Annotated in this window: 18 protein-coding genes; 8 read left to right on the top strand and 10 right to left on the bottom strand. The window is 67.6% G+C overall.

The annotated features are described in order from the left end of the window. Positions 1–2 precede the first annotated feature (2 nt). Genes pcrG through popN form a run of 8 tightly spaced genes read right to left on the bottom strand, consistent with a single transcriptional unit; the run spans position 3 to position 5,054 of the window. Positions 3–299 carry an LcrG family type III secretion system chaperone PcrG gene (gene pcrG, locus M6E97_RS14385; RefSeq protein ID WP_003100790.1) on the bottom strand — a complete coding sequence of 99 codons (297 nt, stop codon included), beginning with the start codon at positions 297–299 and terminating at the stop codon, positions 3–5. A 27-nt stretch (positions 300–326) separates the two neighbouring features. Then, positions 327–761, bottom strand: a complete 435-nt coding sequence (pcrR, locus tag M6E97_RS14390; protein ID WP_003100791.1) for an LcrR family type III secretion system chaperone PcrR — start codon at positions 759–761, stop codon at positions 327–329. Then, positions 758–2,878: a SctV family type III secretion system export apparatus subunit PcrD gene (pcrD, locus tag M6E97_RS14395; protein ID WP_003087696.1), complete on the bottom strand. Its 2,121-nt coding sequence runs from the start codon at positions 2,876–2,878 to the stop codon at positions 758–760. Before pcrD ends, pcrR begins: the two co-directional genes overlap by 4 nt. Continuing rightward, complete coding sequence (gene pscY / locus M6E97_RS14400) at positions 2,875–3,204, bottom strand: type III secretion system chaperone PscY (RefSeq protein WP_003113547.1); 330 nt, start codon at positions 3,202–3,204, stop codon at positions 2,875–2,877. The genes pcrD and pscY overlap by 4 nt, the downstream gene beginning before the upstream one ends. Positions 3,205–3,208: 4 nt before the next feature. Next, complete coding sequence (pscX, locus tag M6E97_RS14405; RefSeq protein ID WP_003140044.1) at positions 3,209–3,574, bottom strand: type III secretion system protein PscX; 366 nt, start codon at positions 3,572–3,574, stop codon at positions 3,209–3,211. Continuing rightward, the gene (gene sycN, locus M6E97_RS14410) at positions 3,571–3,942 is read right to left on the bottom strand and encodes a type III secretion chaperone SycN (RefSeq protein WP_003087694.1); all 372 of its coding nucleotides are present in this window, start codon (positions 3,940–3,942) and stop codon (positions 3,571–3,573) included. Before sycN ends, pscX begins: the two co-directional genes overlap by 4 nt. Further along, positions 3,929–4,207 carry an Acr1 family type III secretion system gatekeeper subunit Pcr1 gene (gene pcr1, locus M6E97_RS14415; protein ID WP_003087693.1) on the bottom strand — a complete coding sequence of 93 codons (279 nt, stop codon included), beginning with the start codon at positions 4,205–4,207 and terminating at the stop codon, positions 3,929–3,931. Before pcr1 ends, sycN begins: the two co-directional genes overlap by 14 nt. Continuing rightward, positions 4,188–5,054, bottom strand: a complete 867-nt coding sequence (gene popN / locus M6E97_RS14420) for a SctW family type III secretion system gatekeeper subunit PopN (RefSeq protein WP_033938185.1) — start codon at positions 5,052–5,054, stop codon at positions 4,188–4,190. Before popN ends, pcr1 begins: the two co-directional genes overlap by 20 nt. Before the next feature lie 190 nt (positions 5,055–5,244). Here popN and pscN point away from each other — a divergent pair, with 190 nt between their 5' ends. The 8 genes from pscN to pscU are packed head-to-tail and all read left to right on the top strand — an operon-like array spanning position 5,245 to position 11,816. Next, entirely contained in the window at positions 5,245–6,567 is a 1,323-nt protein-coding gene (gene pscN, locus M6E97_RS14425) for a SctN family type III secretion system ATPase PscN (protein WP_019371912.1), read from the top strand. Next, complete coding sequence (pscO, locus tag M6E97_RS14430) at positions 6,564–7,040, top strand: type III secretion system central stalk protein PscO (protein ID WP_003109497.1); 477 nt, start codon at positions 6,564–6,566, stop codon at positions 7,038–7,040. Before pscN ends, pscO begins: the two co-directional genes overlap by 4 nt. Then, the gene (pscP, locus tag M6E97_RS14435; protein WP_023443620.1) at positions 7,028–8,140 is read left to right on the top strand and encodes a type III secretion system needle length determinant PscP; all 1,113 of its coding nucleotides are present in this window, start codon (positions 7,028–7,030) and stop codon (positions 8,138–8,140) included. The genes pscO and pscP overlap by 13 nt, the downstream gene beginning before the upstream one ends. Continuing rightward, the gene (gene pscQ, locus M6E97_RS14440) at positions 8,137–9,066 is read left to right on the top strand and encodes a SctQ family type III secretion system cytoplasmic ring protein PscQ (RefSeq protein ID WP_033938187.1); all 930 of its coding nucleotides are present in this window, start codon (positions 8,137–8,139) and stop codon (positions 9,064–9,066) included. The genes pscP and pscQ overlap by 4 nt, the downstream gene beginning before the upstream one ends. Next, the gene (pscR, locus tag M6E97_RS14445) at positions 9,063–9,716 is read left to right on the top strand and encodes a SctR family type III secretion system export apparatus subunit PscR (RefSeq protein ID WP_003087674.1); all 654 of its coding nucleotides are present in this window, start codon (positions 9,063–9,065) and stop codon (positions 9,714–9,716) included. Before pscQ ends, pscR begins: the two co-directional genes overlap by 4 nt. A gap of 2 nt (positions 9,717–9,718) precedes the next feature. Continuing rightward, a complete protein-coding gene (gene pscS / locus M6E97_RS14450) occupies positions 9,719–9,985 on the top strand; it encodes a SctS family type III secretion system export apparatus subunit PscS (protein WP_003087672.1) in 267 nt (88 codons plus the stop codon). Then, on the top strand, positions 9,982–10,770 hold the full coding sequence (pscT, locus tag M6E97_RS14455) for a SctT family type III secretion system export apparatus subunit PscT (RefSeq protein WP_033938190.1): 789 nt from the start codon (positions 9,982–9,984) through the stop codon (positions 10,768–10,770). Before pscS ends, pscT begins: the two co-directional genes overlap by 4 nt. Then, positions 10,767–11,816, top strand: coding sequence for a SctU family type III secretion system export apparatus subunit PscU (gene pscU, locus M6E97_RS14460; protein ID WP_033938191.1), 1,050 nt, complete (start codon positions 10,767–10,769; stop codon positions 11,814–11,816). The genes pscT and pscU overlap by 4 nt, the downstream gene beginning before the upstream one ends. A 105-nt stretch (positions 11,817–11,921) precedes the next feature. Here pscU and M6E97_RS14465 read toward each other — a convergent pair whose 3' ends face one another. Next, positions 11,922–14,024 (bottom strand): LTA synthase family protein, encoded by a 2,103-nt coding sequence (locus tag M6E97_RS14465; protein WP_033938192.1) that lies wholly within the window; start codon positions 14,022–14,024, stop codon positions 11,922–11,924. 2 nt (positions 14,025–14,026) lie between these two features. Further along, entirely contained in the window at positions 14,027–14,896 is an 870-nt protein-coding gene (locus M6E97_RS14470) for a YncE family protein (protein WP_034005168.1), read from the bottom strand. Positions 14,897–15,032 lie beyond the last annotated feature (136 nt).

A 15,032-nucleotide genomic window follows, 5' to 3' on the forward strand; every position in this document is an offset into this window, starting at 1 on the left:
CCTCAGATCAACAAGCCACGCATCGGCGTCGGACGCCGCGGCCGGGTACCCTGCTCGCCCTGCGTCGGCTGGGAACTGCGCATGCGCCGCAGTTCGGCCAGCAGCTCCTCTTCGGCGGCTCGCGCCAGCTCTCGCTCCGGCGCCTGGAACAGCAGCTCGCCGGCGTCCGCGGCAAGCCCCAGGCCTTGCCACATTTCCGCCAGCAGGCGGCCGCGTTCCTCGCTGTCGCGAATCGCCAGTTCGGCGGCCTGGACGGTCGCCCGCAGGGTGTCTTCGGTGTATTCGTTCATGTCGCCCATGGTAGGGATCGACGTCGCCGGAGCCTGTCAGGCACGGTCGGGTTTTTGTCGTTTTCGCAGGCTTCGCTGCGTCACCACCCGCCCGGCCTCCAGCTCGAACCAGCCGTCGGCGGGCTCGGCGGCGCCGGTCCAGCGGCGATAGAAGCGCGCCATGCGCTCGCCAGGCAGCGGGCTGCCGGCCAGCGCCAGGACCTTGCCGTAGAGACGCTGGCGCGGCCCCAGCGTATCGAGCGTGGCCTCCGCCAGCAGGTACAGCGCGGCGAATGGATTGGCCAATCCGCTGCGCGCCTGCCGCCGACGCAACATCACGATCCAGACCCGCTCGCCGTCGCAGCGCCAGGCCAGTTCGCAGCCATGGGCCAGGACCTGCCAACCGAGCGCGATCGAGGTGTCGCGCAGGCAATGCGGACGCACCGCCAGGCCGCGGGCGAGAAACCAGGGAATCAGCGGATCGGCGCTCACAACACGATCCTGCCAAGCGGCTGGATGTTGATCTGCTGGGTCAGCTCCTGGTAGGACAGCACCGGCAGCCCGGCATAGTCGCTCTCCACCAGCTTGCGCACGTAGCGGCGGATATCCATGGAAACGATCAGCACCGGCCGGTTCTGCATCTGCGCGAGATCGCCGACGGTCTGCCGCACGCGCTCGAGGAAGGCCTGGGTTATCGCCGGGTCGAGGGCCAGGTAGCTGCCGGCGCTGGTCTGGCGGATGCCACCGCGGATCTGCTCCTCCACCGCCTGGTCCAGCAGGTAGGCGGGAAGGATATTGTTGCCGCTGGAGTACTTGTAGCAGATGTAGCGCTTGAGGCTGCTGCGGATGTACTCGGTGAGCTGCACCACGTCCTTCTCCTTCTGCCCCCACTCCACCATCGCCTCGAGGATCGCCCGCATGTTGCGGATCGAGATGTCCTCGCCGACCAGGCGCTGGAGAATCTCGGTCATCCGCTGCAGGGGAACGATCCGCTGTGCCTCCTTCACCAGCTCGCCGTAACCCTGCTCCATCTGCTCCAGCAGGTAGCGCGTCTCCTGGATGCCGATGAAATCCTCGGCGTACTCCCGCAGCACATGGGACAGGTGCCAGGTGAGCACCTGCTCCAGGCCCAGGCAGGCACAGCCGGAACGCTCCAGGCGATCCTGATGCGCCTGCTCCACCCAGCTCGCTTCCTCTCCCGGCACCTGCAGCTCCGCCGGCTCGTGGGGGACCGCGAGCAATTCCAGCTGCGCGGCGCGTTCGCGCACCAGCAACCAGCCCGGCCGCAGGCATCCGCGCGCGACCGGGACCTCCTGTAGCTGCACCAGGTATTCGCCATCGCCCATCGCTTCGTTGAAGCGCAAGTGGATACCCGGGAACGGCACGCCGAAATCCAGGTACAGCGCGCGTCGTACCCGCACCAGTTCCTCGTTCAGCGACATCGCCTCCAGACGTTCCTGGAGGCTGGCATCGACGTCGATCAGCAACGGCACGGTGAGGGCGAATTCTTCCTGCTCGGCGAGACGCCCGGCCTTCGGCTTGCCGCCGCCAGCCTTGCCGCGCGCCTTGGCCGATGGCGCTCCGGCGCCCTGCGCGAGCAGCGCCGGCAGGTCGCGGGAACCGGCGCTGGCCTGGAGCCGCTGGCGCCAGAGCATGAAGTAGCCGCCGCCGCCGACCAGCAGCGCGAGAGCCAGGAAGGTCAGGGTCGGGAAACCGGGAATCAGGCCGAACAGCACCAGCAACAGGCCGCCGATCAGCAGCGCCTTGGGCTGCGCCACCACCTGTTCGCCGATGTCGCTGCCGAGGTCCGCCGATTCGTCGGAAGACACCCGCGTGACGATGATCCCGGCGGTGATGGCGATCAGCAACGCCGGCACCTGCGAGACCATGCCATCGCCGACGGTCAGCACCGCGTACAGTTGCAGCGCGTCGGCGGTGCTCAGGCCCTTCTGCGTGACGCCGATGGCGATGCCGCCGAGGATGTTGACGACGATAATGATCAGCCCGGCGATGGCGTCGCCCTTGACGAATTTCATCGCGCCGTCCATAGAGCCGAACATCTGGCTTTCCTTTTCGATCACCGCGCGCCGCGCCCGCGCCTCGTTGACATCGATCACGCCGGCACGCATGTCGCCGTCGATGCTCATCTGCTTGCCCGGCATGGCATCCAGGGAAAAGCGCGCGCTGACCTCGGCGACCCGCTCGGCACCCTTGGTGATCACCAGGAACTGCACGATGGTGATGATCAGGAAGATGATGATGCCCACCACCAGGTTGCCGCCGACCACGAAGCTGCCGAAGGTGTTGACGATCTGCCCCGCGTCGGCCTGCAGCAGGATCATCCGCGTGGTGCTCACCGACAGCGCCAGGCGGAACAGCGTGGTGATCAGCAGCACTGCCGGGAACACCGAGAACTGCAACGGCGAGCCGATGTACACCGACATCATCAGCAGGACCACGGAGATGGTGATGTTGACGGCGATGAGGATGTCCAGCAGCAGCGGTGGCAACGGCAGCACCATCATGAACACCACCGCCAGCAGCAACACCACCAGCAGGATGTCCTTGCGCTCGCCGACCCGGCCGAGAAGCCCGCTCAGGTCGTTCATTCCCGCGCCTCCAGCTCCAGCGCCCGGGCGTGCGCGGCACGCGCCGCGTCGAGACGCCCGGCGAGCTGTTCGGCACGGCTCAGGCAACGCCACAGACCGGGCTCCTCCTCGCCATCCTCCTGCAACTGCCGGCACAGGCGCACGGCGGGCTCGCCGAGGCCTTGCTGGAGCAACGCCAGGAGCAAGGCGCGGCGCCCGTCGCGGCGCTCCGGCGCAACGCTCAGCAAGGCCTCCAGCAACACCTGGGCGCGTCGCGGCTGGCCGCATTGCAGGTGCAGCCAGCCCAGCATCAGCAACAGGCGCTGTTGCGTCGGTTTCAACGTCATCGATTCATACCTTGTGCAACAGGTTCAGGGCCATTTGCAGCAGTCGCTCGTCTTCGTCGCGCTCGCCGAGCAGGCAGGCCGCAGCCTGCAGGGCTGGCTGGCCGGGCAGCGTGAGGGCCAGGCGGAGATCGCGCAGCGCCTGGCGGAAGTCGCCGGGGCGCAGCAGGCCGTGGAACTCCAGCTGGGGCCGGGCGTAGTCGAACAGGCGCTGTTGCGCCTGCTGCGCGGGATACAGGCTGGCGACGTGGGTCTCGACCGGCCGGCCGTCGGGCGCCAGTAGATGGCGCTCCGGCAGGGGCGGCGCGAACGGCTCGGCATGCGCCAGGTCGAGTCGTTCGATGCCGATGTGCCAGGCACCGACCCGGCTCATGCGGCGAGCACTTCGCTGCGCGCCGAGCGCAGCGCCTGCAAGGCCTGGTGCAGCGTCGGGATGCCGACCTGCCGGGCTTCCAGGGTGATGCACAGCAGCAGGCGCGATTCGCCGCTCCAGGCGCAACGCAGCGGCAGGCTCCCGGCCGCGCGCGCATGGCACAGGCGCAACGCCCGCAGCGTTCCGCGATAGGCCTGGTGCCAGGCCAGGTCACAGGCCAGCCAGAGCGACAACTGTTCGCCATGGCGTTCCAGCTGCAAGGTGCCGCTGTCCTCGAAATCCAGTTGCACCACGCGCGCCAGCGGCGCCGGTACGCTCACCCGCAGGTCCTGGCAGAACTGCGCGACGGCCAGCTCAACCCAGTCCATGCTGCTGCTCCTCTTCGCGCTCGATCGCCAGGTCGAGTGCCATCTGGCAGGCATTCAAAAGATTCTGGCGCTGCTCGTCGTCGCCGAACACTTCGACCGGCAACAGGCGGTAGAGACGCTTCAGTTCGCGGAAGAAATGGATCTGCCGGGCGACGTCGGCCAGCGGCAACGGCTCGAGCAACGCCTGCACCTCGGCGACGCCGACCCAGCGCTTCTCGAGCAAGGCGATGACTGCGCCGGTCAATTCAGAAGGCCCGTATGCCATGGCCCCGCTCCCCTGCCACCAGCACCTGCCAGAGCGCCCCCACCTGCTCCGCCAGGCCGCCGAGCACGCGCAGCTTGTGCATGTCGCTCATGACCCGCTCCAGCTTCACCGGATCGAGCCGGCTCGACTGACTGTCCAGGTCGGCGCTCAGGGCTTTCTGCAGGAAGGCCACGACCCGCTCCAGCGGCGTCGCGGCGAAGCGCGCCTGGATGTCCTGCCAGGCCGCCGACAGGCCCCGGTAGTCGAGTACCGCGTCACGGTAGGTATCGCGCAGCGCCTGGATATCGCCGACACCGGCGGCGGAAGCCTCGGCGGCCAGCGGCTCGATGCGCAGGCCGAGTTCGATCTCCAGGCCCTGCTCGTCGGCCATCCGCAGCAACGCCTGGTCGACCAGCGCCAGCATCGCCCGCGCCTCCGGCCGCCCGGCCAGGACGTCGCGCGCCCGCGACAGCGCCAGGAAGCGCTGGCTGATCTCGCTGGAGAAGCCCTCCAGGTAAGCACTGAGCTGCGCCAGGCTGCTCAGTTGGCCGCTGCCCAGGTGGGCGATCAGCGCCTCGAGCTTCTGCTGGCTTTCCAGGTCCGGAATGCGCTTCCAGTACTCCTGCAGCATGGCCTGGACTTCGCTCAGGCGCGCATGGGCGTCGCTCAGGCGGCGCTTGGCCAGGGATTTCTCGGCGCGCTCGGAAAAGGCGAAGGTCAGCTCTTCCGCGGCATCGGCCAGCGACTGCGAAACGGAAACGTAGTGGACGCGCTCGCCCTGAAAGCTGCCGCCAGCCTGCTGCGCGGGGGCGTTGGCCGCTTCCCGCGGCGCGAGGGGCGCGGCGGAGGAACTCTGGAGGATGTCCATCGTGGCTGTGGTTCCTGGTCTGCAAAGGCGGCGCAGTATAGGAACCGGCCCGGTGCCGCCGATGCCAATATCGGCCGGTTTTTTTTAGCCGCGGCGGCAACCGATTTCTAAAAACTCCCGGCTGGCACTGAAATTCGTCGCGCGAGGCTTTCTCTATAGTGCGCGCCGACTCCAGCCGAACCGATCCGCCATGCCCGCGCCTCTCTCTCCTCTCATCGTCCGGATGCGCCACGCCATCGAAGGCTGCCGGCCGATCCAGATCCGCGGGCGGGTCACCCAGGTCACCGGAACCCTGCTCAAGGCCGTGGTGCCCGGCGTGCGCATCGGCGAACTCTGCCAGTTGCGCAATCCCGACCAGAGCCTGGCGCTGCTCGCCGAGGTCATCGGCTTCCAGCAGCACCAGGCGCTGCTCACCCCGCTCGGCGAGATGCTCGGGGTTTCCTCCAACACCGAAGTCAGCCCTACCGGCGGCATGCATCGCGTGGCGGTTGGCGAGCACCTGCTCGGGCAGGTGCTCGACGGCCTCGGCCGCCCCTTCGACGGCAGCCCGCCGGCCGAGCCGGCGGCCTGGTATCCGGTCTACCGGGATGCCCCGCCGCCGATGAGCCGGCGCCTGATAGAGCGGCCGCTATCGCTGGGTGTGCGCGCCATCGACGGCCTGCTGACCTGCGGCGAAGGCCAGCGCATGGGCATTTTCGCTGCCGCCGGCGGCGGCAAGAGCACCCTGCTGGCCAGCCTGGTGCGCAATGCCGAGGTGGATGTGACGGTACTCGCCCTGGTCGGCGAGCGCGGTCGCGAAGTCCGCGAGTTCATCGAAAGCGACCTCGGCGAACAGGGGCTGCGCCGCTCGGTGCTGGTGGTCGCCACTTCCGACCGACCGGCGATGGAGCGCGCCAAGGCCGGTTTCGTCGCCACCAGCATCGCCGAGTATTTCCGCGACCAGGGTCGCCGCGTCCTGCTGCTGATGGACTCGCTGACCCGCTTCGCCAGGGCCCAGCGCGAAATCGGCCTGGCGGCCGGTGAACCGCCCACCCGCCGCGGCTATCCGCCATCGGTGTTCGCCGCGCTGCCACGCCTGATGGAGCGTGCCGGGCAATCCGAGCGGGGCTCGATCACCGCGCTCTACACCGTGCTGGTGGAAGGCGACGACATGAGCGAGCCGGTGGCCGACGAGACCCGCTCGATTCTCGACGGGCACATCGTGCTGTCGCGCAAGCTGGCCGCCGCCAACCACTATCCGGCCATCGACGTGCTGCACTCGGTGAGCCGGGTCATGAACCAGATCGTCGACGACGATCAGCGCCATGCGGCCGGACGCTTGCGCGAATGGCTGGCGAAGTACGAGGAAGTCGAGTTGCTGCTGAAGATCGGCGAATACCAGAAAGGCCAGGACAGCGAAGCCGACCAGGCCATCGAGAAGATCGGGGCGATCCGCCAGTGGCTGCGCCAGGGTACCCACGAAACCAGCGATTACGCACAGGCCTGTGCGCAGTTGCGGAGCCTCTGCGCATGAGCCTGGCGCTGCTGTTGCGCGTCCGACGCCTGCGCCTGGACCGGGCCGAGCGCGCCCAGGGCCGCCAATTGCTACGGGTTCGCGCCGCGGCGCAGGAACACACCGAGCGCCAGGCGGCGCAACGGGACTACCGCGACTGGCGACTGGCCGAAGAGCAACGGCTGTTTCTCGCCTGCCAGGCGGCCATGCTCGACCGCCGACGCCTGGAAGCCTGGCAGCAGCAGGTAGGGCTGCTGCGGGAAAAGGAAGCCGGCCTGGAACAGGACTGCGCCGAGACCGCGCAGCGCCTCGAAGGGGAGCGCGAGCGCCTGCGGCAGTGCCGGCGAGAACTGCTGGAACGCCAGCGGCAACTGGAGAAGTTCGCCGAACTGGAGCGCCACGTCGACGCCGAGCGCCAGGGGCTGCGCGAACGCAGCGAGGAAGGCGAACTGGAAGAATTCACCCGCCACGAGACCTGGCCATGCTCAAGCTGAACGCCGTGGATACGGCTCCGCTCGTGTCGTCCGACACCCCTGCCCCCCTTCCGCCGCTGCGCGCGCAGCAGATCGCCTTCGAACAGGCCCTGCCCGCGCACCGACCGCCGGCGCCCAGGCCACCGTTCGACAAGGGCGACGAAACGACAGAGGCCGAAGAGCCTGCCGCGACAGCCGACGCGCCGACCTCGACGCCTCTCGCCGACCAGCCCGCGGCGCCTGCCGCCGACCGGCCGCCGACCACTCGGCAAGCCCCCGTGCCAGTTGCCGCGGACGCAACGCCAACGCCAACGCCAACGCCAACGCCAACGCCAACGCCAACGCCAACGCCAACGCCAACAGTGTCGCCGTCCGGATCGGTAGCACGGCAAGCGCCGGCGGTCTCCGCGCGCGTCGCGGCGTCCACGCAAGCCCGGGAGCCGGCCAGCGTTTCGGCGCCTCCGGTCGACGAACCGCCGCTGGTGCCGGTGTCCTCCCACCCGCAAATCGCAGGTCGGACGCATGAGCGGCCGCAGCCCGGCCCCGGCTTCCCGGCGAAAGCCGCAGCCGAGGTCGCGCCCACGGCGCAGGCCAGTGCCCAGGCTTCGCCGCCCGCGCCGACAGGGGGCGGCGAAGGCCGCGGAGAGGAGCGTCGGCAACCCGGAGAAACCGATCCATCCGCACTGCCCCCCGACGACCAAGCGCCTGTGCCACTGCCTGCCATGCAAACCCCCGGCGACCGCCTGCTGGCACGCCTGCTGGCATCGAGCGGGAGCCGGCCACTGCCGCTGGCCGATCTCGCGCGCCTGCTCGATGCCGTGCAGGGGCGCATCCAGGTCGCCAGCGCAGCCGAAAGCCATGCGGCGCGCCTGCAGGTGCGACTGCCCCAGCTCGGCGCCGTGGAGGTGCAGGTCCTGCATGGCCATGGCCAGTTGCAGGTCGAGATCAGTGCCAGCCCCGGCAGCCTGGCGTTGCTCCAGCAAGCCCGTGGCGAGTTGCTCGAACGCCTGCAACGGCTGCATCCGGAACAACCGGTGCAACTCACCTTCAATCAGCAGCAGGACAGCGGCCAGCGCTCGCGGCAACGTCGCTACCTGCATGAAGAGTGGCAAGCCGAATGAACGGTGCGGACCTCGACCTGCCGCTCGCCAGCCGCGCCGAACTGGATCTCCAGCGACGTCTCGCACGTTGCCGTCGCCACTATGTCGGCAACGCTTTGCAAGCGCGCCTGGACATCGGCCAGGCCGCCCCCGACGTCGATCTCGAACTGAGCCTGGCGTGGGACGGCCTGCCCCTGCGCTTTCTCTGCCAGGCCCCGGCGCTGGCCCGCTGGCTCGCGCCGAACCTGCAGGAGGCAGCCTTCGCCAGCCTGCCGGCGGCCCTGCAACTGGCCTTGCTGGAGCGCGAAGGCAACGTCTTTCCCGGCCTGGTCTGGTACGGCCTGAGCCCGGCGCAACCACGCGCTGCGATGGGCCTGCGCCTGAGCCTGGAACGCGACGACCAGCGCCTGGCGCTCTGGCTCGACGGCGATCCGGCGACGCTGCTGGCACGCCTGCCGCCGCGCCCCTCGGCGCAACGCCTGGCCATACCGCTGCGCCTGTCGCTGCAATGGCCCGGCCTGCCGCTGGACGCCGGCGAGCTGCGCACCCTGGAGCCCGGCGACCTGTTGCTGCTGCCTGCCGGCCATCGCCCCGACGCAGCGCTGCTGGGGGTTCTCGAAGGACGCCCCTGGGCGCGCTGCCAACTCCACTCCACGCAACTGGAACTGCTCGACATGCACGACACCCCCTCCCTCGCCGACAGCGAGGACCTGCACGAACTCGACCAACTGCCGATCCCGGTCAGCTTCGAGGTCGGCCGCCGCACCCTGGACCTGCATACCCTCTCGACCCTGCAGCCAGGCTCGCTGCTCGATCTCGACTGTGCCCTGGACGGCGAAGTGCGCATCCTCGCCAACCAGCGCTGCCTCGGTATCGGCGAACTGGTCAGGCTCCAGGACCGGCTCGGGGTGCGCGTAACCCGTCTGTTCGGACACGACGAAGCATGATCCAGTTGCCCGACGAGCTCGGCCTGATCCTCGGCCTGGCCCTGCTCGCGCTGGTCCCGTTCATCGCGGTGATGGCGACCTCCTTCATCAAGATGACCGTGGTCTTCTCGCTGCTGCGCAACGCCCTGGGCGTCCAGCAGATTCCGCCGAACATGGCGATGTACGGGCTGGCGATCATCCTCAGCCTGTACGTGATGGCACCGGTCGGCTTCGCCACCCGCGACTACCTGCGCAACCACGACGTCAGCCTGAGCGACTCGGCATCGGTGGAACGCTTTCTCGACGAGGGCATGGCGCCCTACCGGAACTTCCTCAAGCGGCAGATCCAGGAGCGCGAACACACCTTCTTCATGGAAAGCACCCGCCAGGTCTGGCCCAGCGAATACGCCGAGCGGCTCGACCCGGACAGCCTGCTGATCCTGCTGCCGGCCTTCACCGTCAGCGAACTGACCCGTGCGTTCGAGATCGGCTTCCTGATCTACCTGCCCTTCATCGCCATCGACCTGATCATCTCCAACATCCTCCTGGCGATGGGCATGATGATGGTGTCGCCGATGACCATTTCCCTGCCGTTCAAGCTGCTCCTGTTCGTCCTCCTCGACGGCTGGGCGCGGCTGACCCACGGCCTGGTCATCAGCTACGGAGGCTGACCATGAGCAGCGCCGACATCCTCCACTTCACCAACCAGACCCTGTGGCTGGTGCTGGTCCTGTCGCTGCCGCCGGTACTGGTCGCGGCCCTGATCGGCACCCTGGTATCGCTGGTCCAGGCACTCACCCAGATCCAGGAGCAGACCCTCGGCTTCGTCGCCAAGCTGGTGGCCGTGGTGGTGGTACTGTTCGCCACCAGCGGCTGGCTGGGCGGCGAGCTGTACCGTTTCGCCGAAATGACCCTGCTGAAGGTGCCGCTGGTGCGATGAGCGTCCAGGACCTGCAGCAACTGCTGCTGACCTACAGCCTGCTGCTGCCGCGGATCATCAGTTGCTTCGTGGTCCTGCCGGTGCTGGCCAAGCAGACCCTGGGCGGCGGCCTGGTGCGCAACGGCGTGGCCTGCTCGCTGGCGCTGTTCGCCTACCCGATCGTCGCCGGCAGCCTGCCGCCGGCCCTCGGCGCGCTGGACATCGCCCTGCTGATCGGCAAGGAAGTGCTGCTCGGCCTGCTCATCGGCTTCGTCGCCACCATTCCCTTCTGGGCCATGGAAGCGACCGGCTTCATCATCGACAACCAGCGTGGCGCGGCACTCGCCTCGACCCTCAACCCCAGCCTGGGCAGCCAGACCAGCCCAACCGGGCTGTTGCTGACGCAGACGCTGATCACCCTGTTCTTCTCCGGCGGCGCCTTCCTCGCGCTGGTCGGCTCGCTGTTCAGGAGCTATGCCAGTTGGCCGGTGAGCAGTTTCTTCCCGCAGTTCGGCAGCCAATGGGTGGAGTTCTTCTACGCGCAGTTCTCGCAGATGCTGATGCTCTGCGCGCTGTTCGCCGCGCCGCTGCTGATTGCCATGTTCCTCGCCGAGTTCGGCCTGGCGCTGGTCAGCCGCTTCGCCCCGTCGCTGAACGTGTTCATCCTCGCCATGCCGATCAAGAGCCTGGTCGCCAGCCTGCTGCTGGTGCTCTACCTGGGCATCCTCATGGAGCACGCCTACGATGCCCTGCTGCTCGCCGTCGACCCGCTGCGCCTGCTGCGTCCCGTGCTGGAGACGCCATGAGCGCCGAGAAGACCGAGCAGCCCACGGCGAAGAAGCTGCGCGACGCCCGCCGGCAGGGCCAGGTGGTGAAGAGCAAGGAAATTGTCTCCAGCGCGTTGATCCTGTCGCTGGTGGCGCTGCTGATGGGCTTTTCCGACTACTACCTGGAGCATCTCGGCAAGCTGCTCCTGCTGCCCGCCGAGTACATCGACCTGCCGTTTCGCCAGGCGCTGGAGACCATCCTGGAGAACCTTCTCCAGGAACTCCTCTACCTGCTGGCGCCGGTCCTGCTGGTCGCGGCGCTGGTGGTGGTGCTCAGCCATGTCGGCCAGTACGGCTTCCTGCTCAGCCTCGACAGCGTCAAGCCGGACCTGAAGAAGATCAACCCGGTGGAGGGCGCGAAGAAGATCTTCTCGATCCGGAGCCTGGTGGAGTTCCTCAAGTCGACCCTGAAGGTCGCCCTGCTCTCCCTGCTGGTCTGGCTGACCTTGCAGGGCAACCTGGCCAGCCTCCTGCGGATTCCCGCCTGCGGGCTGGACTGCGTGGCACCGGTGAGCGGGCTGATGCTCAGGCAACTGATGCTGGTCTGCGCGGTCGGCTTCCTGGCGATTGCCGTCGCCGACTACGCCTTCGAACGCCACCAGCACTACAAGCAGTTGCGCATGAGCAAGGACGAAGTGAAGCGCGAGTACAAGGAGATGGAGGGCAGCCCGGAGATCAAGAGCAAGCGCCGGCAATTCCATCAGGAACTGCAATCGAGCAACCTGCGCGCGGATGTCCGGCGTTCCTCGGTGATCGTCGCCAACCCGACCCACGTCGCCATCGGCATACGCTATCGACGCGGCGAAACACCCCTGCCGCTGGTCACCCTGAAGCACACCGACGCCCTGGCCCTGCGGGTCCGGCGCATCGCCGAGGAAGAAGGAATCCCGGTGCTGCAACGAGTTCCGCTGGCACGGGCGCTGCTGCGCGACGGCAATGTCGACCAGTACATACCGGCGGACCTGATCCAGGCCACCGCCGAAGTCCTGCGCTGGCTGGTAAGCCAGCAGACGGATACACCCTGAACGCTATCGGGCAGGGCGGCCGCCTCGGCACCGGCAACGCAAGACGCTGCGACCTGGCGCCGAAAAAAAGGGGCCCGAAGGCCCCTTTCTCATGCTTGCTACGGGTCAGTCCTTGTCCGGGATCCCGTGTACCACGCCCGCGGTATTCTCCAGCAGGCTCTTGGTCGCGGTCTGGATGAACGACTCCAGCTTCTTCTGTAGCTCGGCCTGGTCCGGTACGTCCTTGGTGATCACCGCCTTGGCATCGCCGCCCAGCTGGTAATCGTAGACGCGCACGTCACCGTCCTTCGGCCGCACCAGGATGCGGTTGCCGGAGACGATGGCGACGTTCTGCTCGCTGCCCGACGGCTTGATCACGCCGAAGCCCTTGTCGCCTTCCGGCAGGTTCAGCAGGTCGCGGCCCCAGCACTGGTGGACGGTCTCGCCGCCGAGCAGGCCCATGATGGTCGGCACGATGTCGACCTGGGTACCGACGGTCGGCAGGTGGGTACCGAACTTCTCCTGGATGCCGGGGGCGATCAGCAGCAGCGGCACGTTGAAGCGGTGCAGGTCCATCTCGGTGAGCTGCTCGGGGCTGCCGAAGCCATGGTCGCCGACCACCACGAAAAGGGTGTCCTTGTAGTACGGCGACTTCTTCGCCTTCTCGAAGAACTGGCCCAGCGCCCAGTCGGAATAGCGCATGGCGGTCAGGTGCTCGTCGAGCGAACCGTAGCCGGTCACGCGCTCCACCGGCAGGTCCTTCGGCAACGCGTAGGGCACGTGGTTGGAGAGGCTCTGCAACAGCGCATAGAACGGCTTGCCGGTGCTCGCCAGCTTGTCCAGCTCCTCGTTGCCACGGGCGAACATGTCCTGGTCGGAGACGCCCCAGGTCGGATCGGAGAACACCGGGTCGACATAGTCGTTGCGGCCGATGAAGGTGGTCATGCCCTGGTTGCTGAAGAAGCCGGACTGGTTGTCCCAGGCGAAATCGCCGTTGTAGACGTAGACGTCCTCGTACTGGCGGGCGCTGAGCAACTGCGGCAGGCCGGAGAACTTGTGGCCGCCCTCCGGGGTTTGCATCAGGTATTCGAAGCCCGGCAGGTTGGGGAAGCAGGCCATGGTGGCGAACATGCCCTGGTGGGTATGGGTGCCGTTGGAGAAGAACTGGGTGAACAGCAGGCCTTCCTTCGACAGCTTGTCGAAATACGGCGTGATGTTGCCCGGCGCGCCCAAGGCGCCGACATAGTGGCCGGCGAAGCTTTCCAGCAGGACCACCACCACGTTGCGGATCGGCAGGGTATTCGCCGCCGGCGGGGTGAACTCGCGGCGCACCGCGGCCTCGTCGGCGTCCACCAGCTTGTCGTTGGGGGTCAGCAACATCTGCCGGGTGGTCTCCAGGGCGACCTTGTCGTCCAGGGTGGCCTTCCAGATGTTCGCGCGGTCTTCGGAGAAGCGCTCCTTGGCCGCCTTGACCAGGGTCAGGGTGCCGTTCAGGCCCAGTTGGTTGGCGAACATGGATTCGGTGGTGAAGGCATCGCCCCAGCGCAGCGGCGGGCCCTGGCGCAGGGTGCCGCGGGCGGCGAGGACGCAGACCAGCACGCAGAGGAACAGCACCACGCCGCGCACGTACCAGGGCGCGGCAGCGCCCGGGCGGGCGATCACGCTGTCTTCGCGCGGCTTGCGCTGGCTCGGGCGGGTCGCCAGGTCGATGGCCTTGAACACCCGGTACAGCACCCAGGTGGCGAAGGCCCAGGCCAGCAGGTAGCGGACCACCGGGAAGCCGTACCAGAGCATGCTCATGACGGTCTTCGGGTCTTCCGACATGTACTGGAAGACCAGGCTGTTCAGGCGCTGGTGGAACTCGCGGTAGAAGTCCAGCTCGAGTACGCCGAGGAACAGGGTGATGCTGGCGAACAGCGTCAACCATGTACGGAACAGGCCGCGAGCGGCCATCGCGCGTACCGCGAACAGCGACAGCACCAGCGGCGCCACGGCATAGACGACGACCCGCAGGTCGAAACGCACGCCGTTGCCGAACGCCTCGAGGAAGGTGCTCACCGGGGTCGCGCCGATCAGTTCGCGGTTGTAGATCAGCAAGGCCAGGCGCAGCAGGCTGAACATGACCAGCAGCACCAGCGCGCTGAGCGCGGTGAACGCCAGGTGACTGCGGATGGTGGGCTGGAACAGCCGTGGGGGCGATTGGGTGGTTCGGACTTCCGTTTGGTCCATGTTTACAATTCGCTCTTCTGTCGTTCGATTTCGAGAATGCGGTCCCGCCCCTGCTCGGCCAGCAGGTAGCGGCCGGGCCCGATGGGCAGTAGGGACTGCGCGGAACGCAGGCGCCGTACGATCACCCGCAGCGGCCCGTCGGGCGGCAGCAGCAAGGCTCGCGCGTTATGCGTCGAGTCCTCGGTGATCCACAGGCCTTCGCTGTCGCACAGCAAAAAGCTCGGTGCATTCAGTCCGTTCAGCACCACCTCGTCCTCGGCCCCCTCATGCAGACGCATGACGTGGCCACGTTTCTTTTCCGTGTAGAAGACGCTTCCGTCCGGGCAGGCGGCCACCCCTTCGGAGCGCTGCAATCCCTCGCGCAGTACCGTCAGTCCGCCGGTCTCCGGGTCGTAGCGGAGAATCCGCCCGTCCAGGTCGCGATCCTCGGCGGCGTACAGGTAGCGGCCGTCGCTGGCGACGCCCTCCACCTGGATGCCGTCGAACAGCGGCCGGGCCTGCTGGGCATGCCACCAGAACACCGGCGAGGCGCCCTGCTCCTGGCTGATCGCGATGCCGTCGCGGAAGTTGGCCATGCCGTCGGGCTTGGACAGCCCGTCGAGCACCGTATCGCGGCTGCCATCGGCGGCGATGCGGAACACCAGGCCCTTGCCGTCCTGCAACTCCTGGCTCACGTAAAGCAGGCCGTCCGGGTCGCGGGCCAGGGCGCTGACGTGGGGAATGTCCTCGAGCACTACCCGGTAGGTCCAGCCGGACACGGTGGCCGCCGGGGCGAAACGTTGCCAGCCGAGGAAGGCCAGGGCGATGAAGAGGACGCTACCGAGCAGGCAGGAGACTACTACGCCGCTCTGGCGCAATCGTTTGGTCAGCATTCGATGCACTCAAGGACAAAACTGCCATTTATAGCCATGGCAACGGAAAAAAGCGCGCAGATTTTCCCGGATCGATTGTGAAAAAAATGTTAGCTGGCAGTAACAGGGGATGTCGGAGCGACGCATGAAAAAGGGC

The sequence above is a fragment of the Pseudomonas sp. B111 genome (genome assembly GCF_026428275.1).
In the GTDB taxonomy this organism is placed as follows: Bacteria; Pseudomonadota; Gammaproteobacteria; order Pseudomonadales; family Pseudomonadaceae; genus Pseudomonas; species Pseudomonas aeruginosa.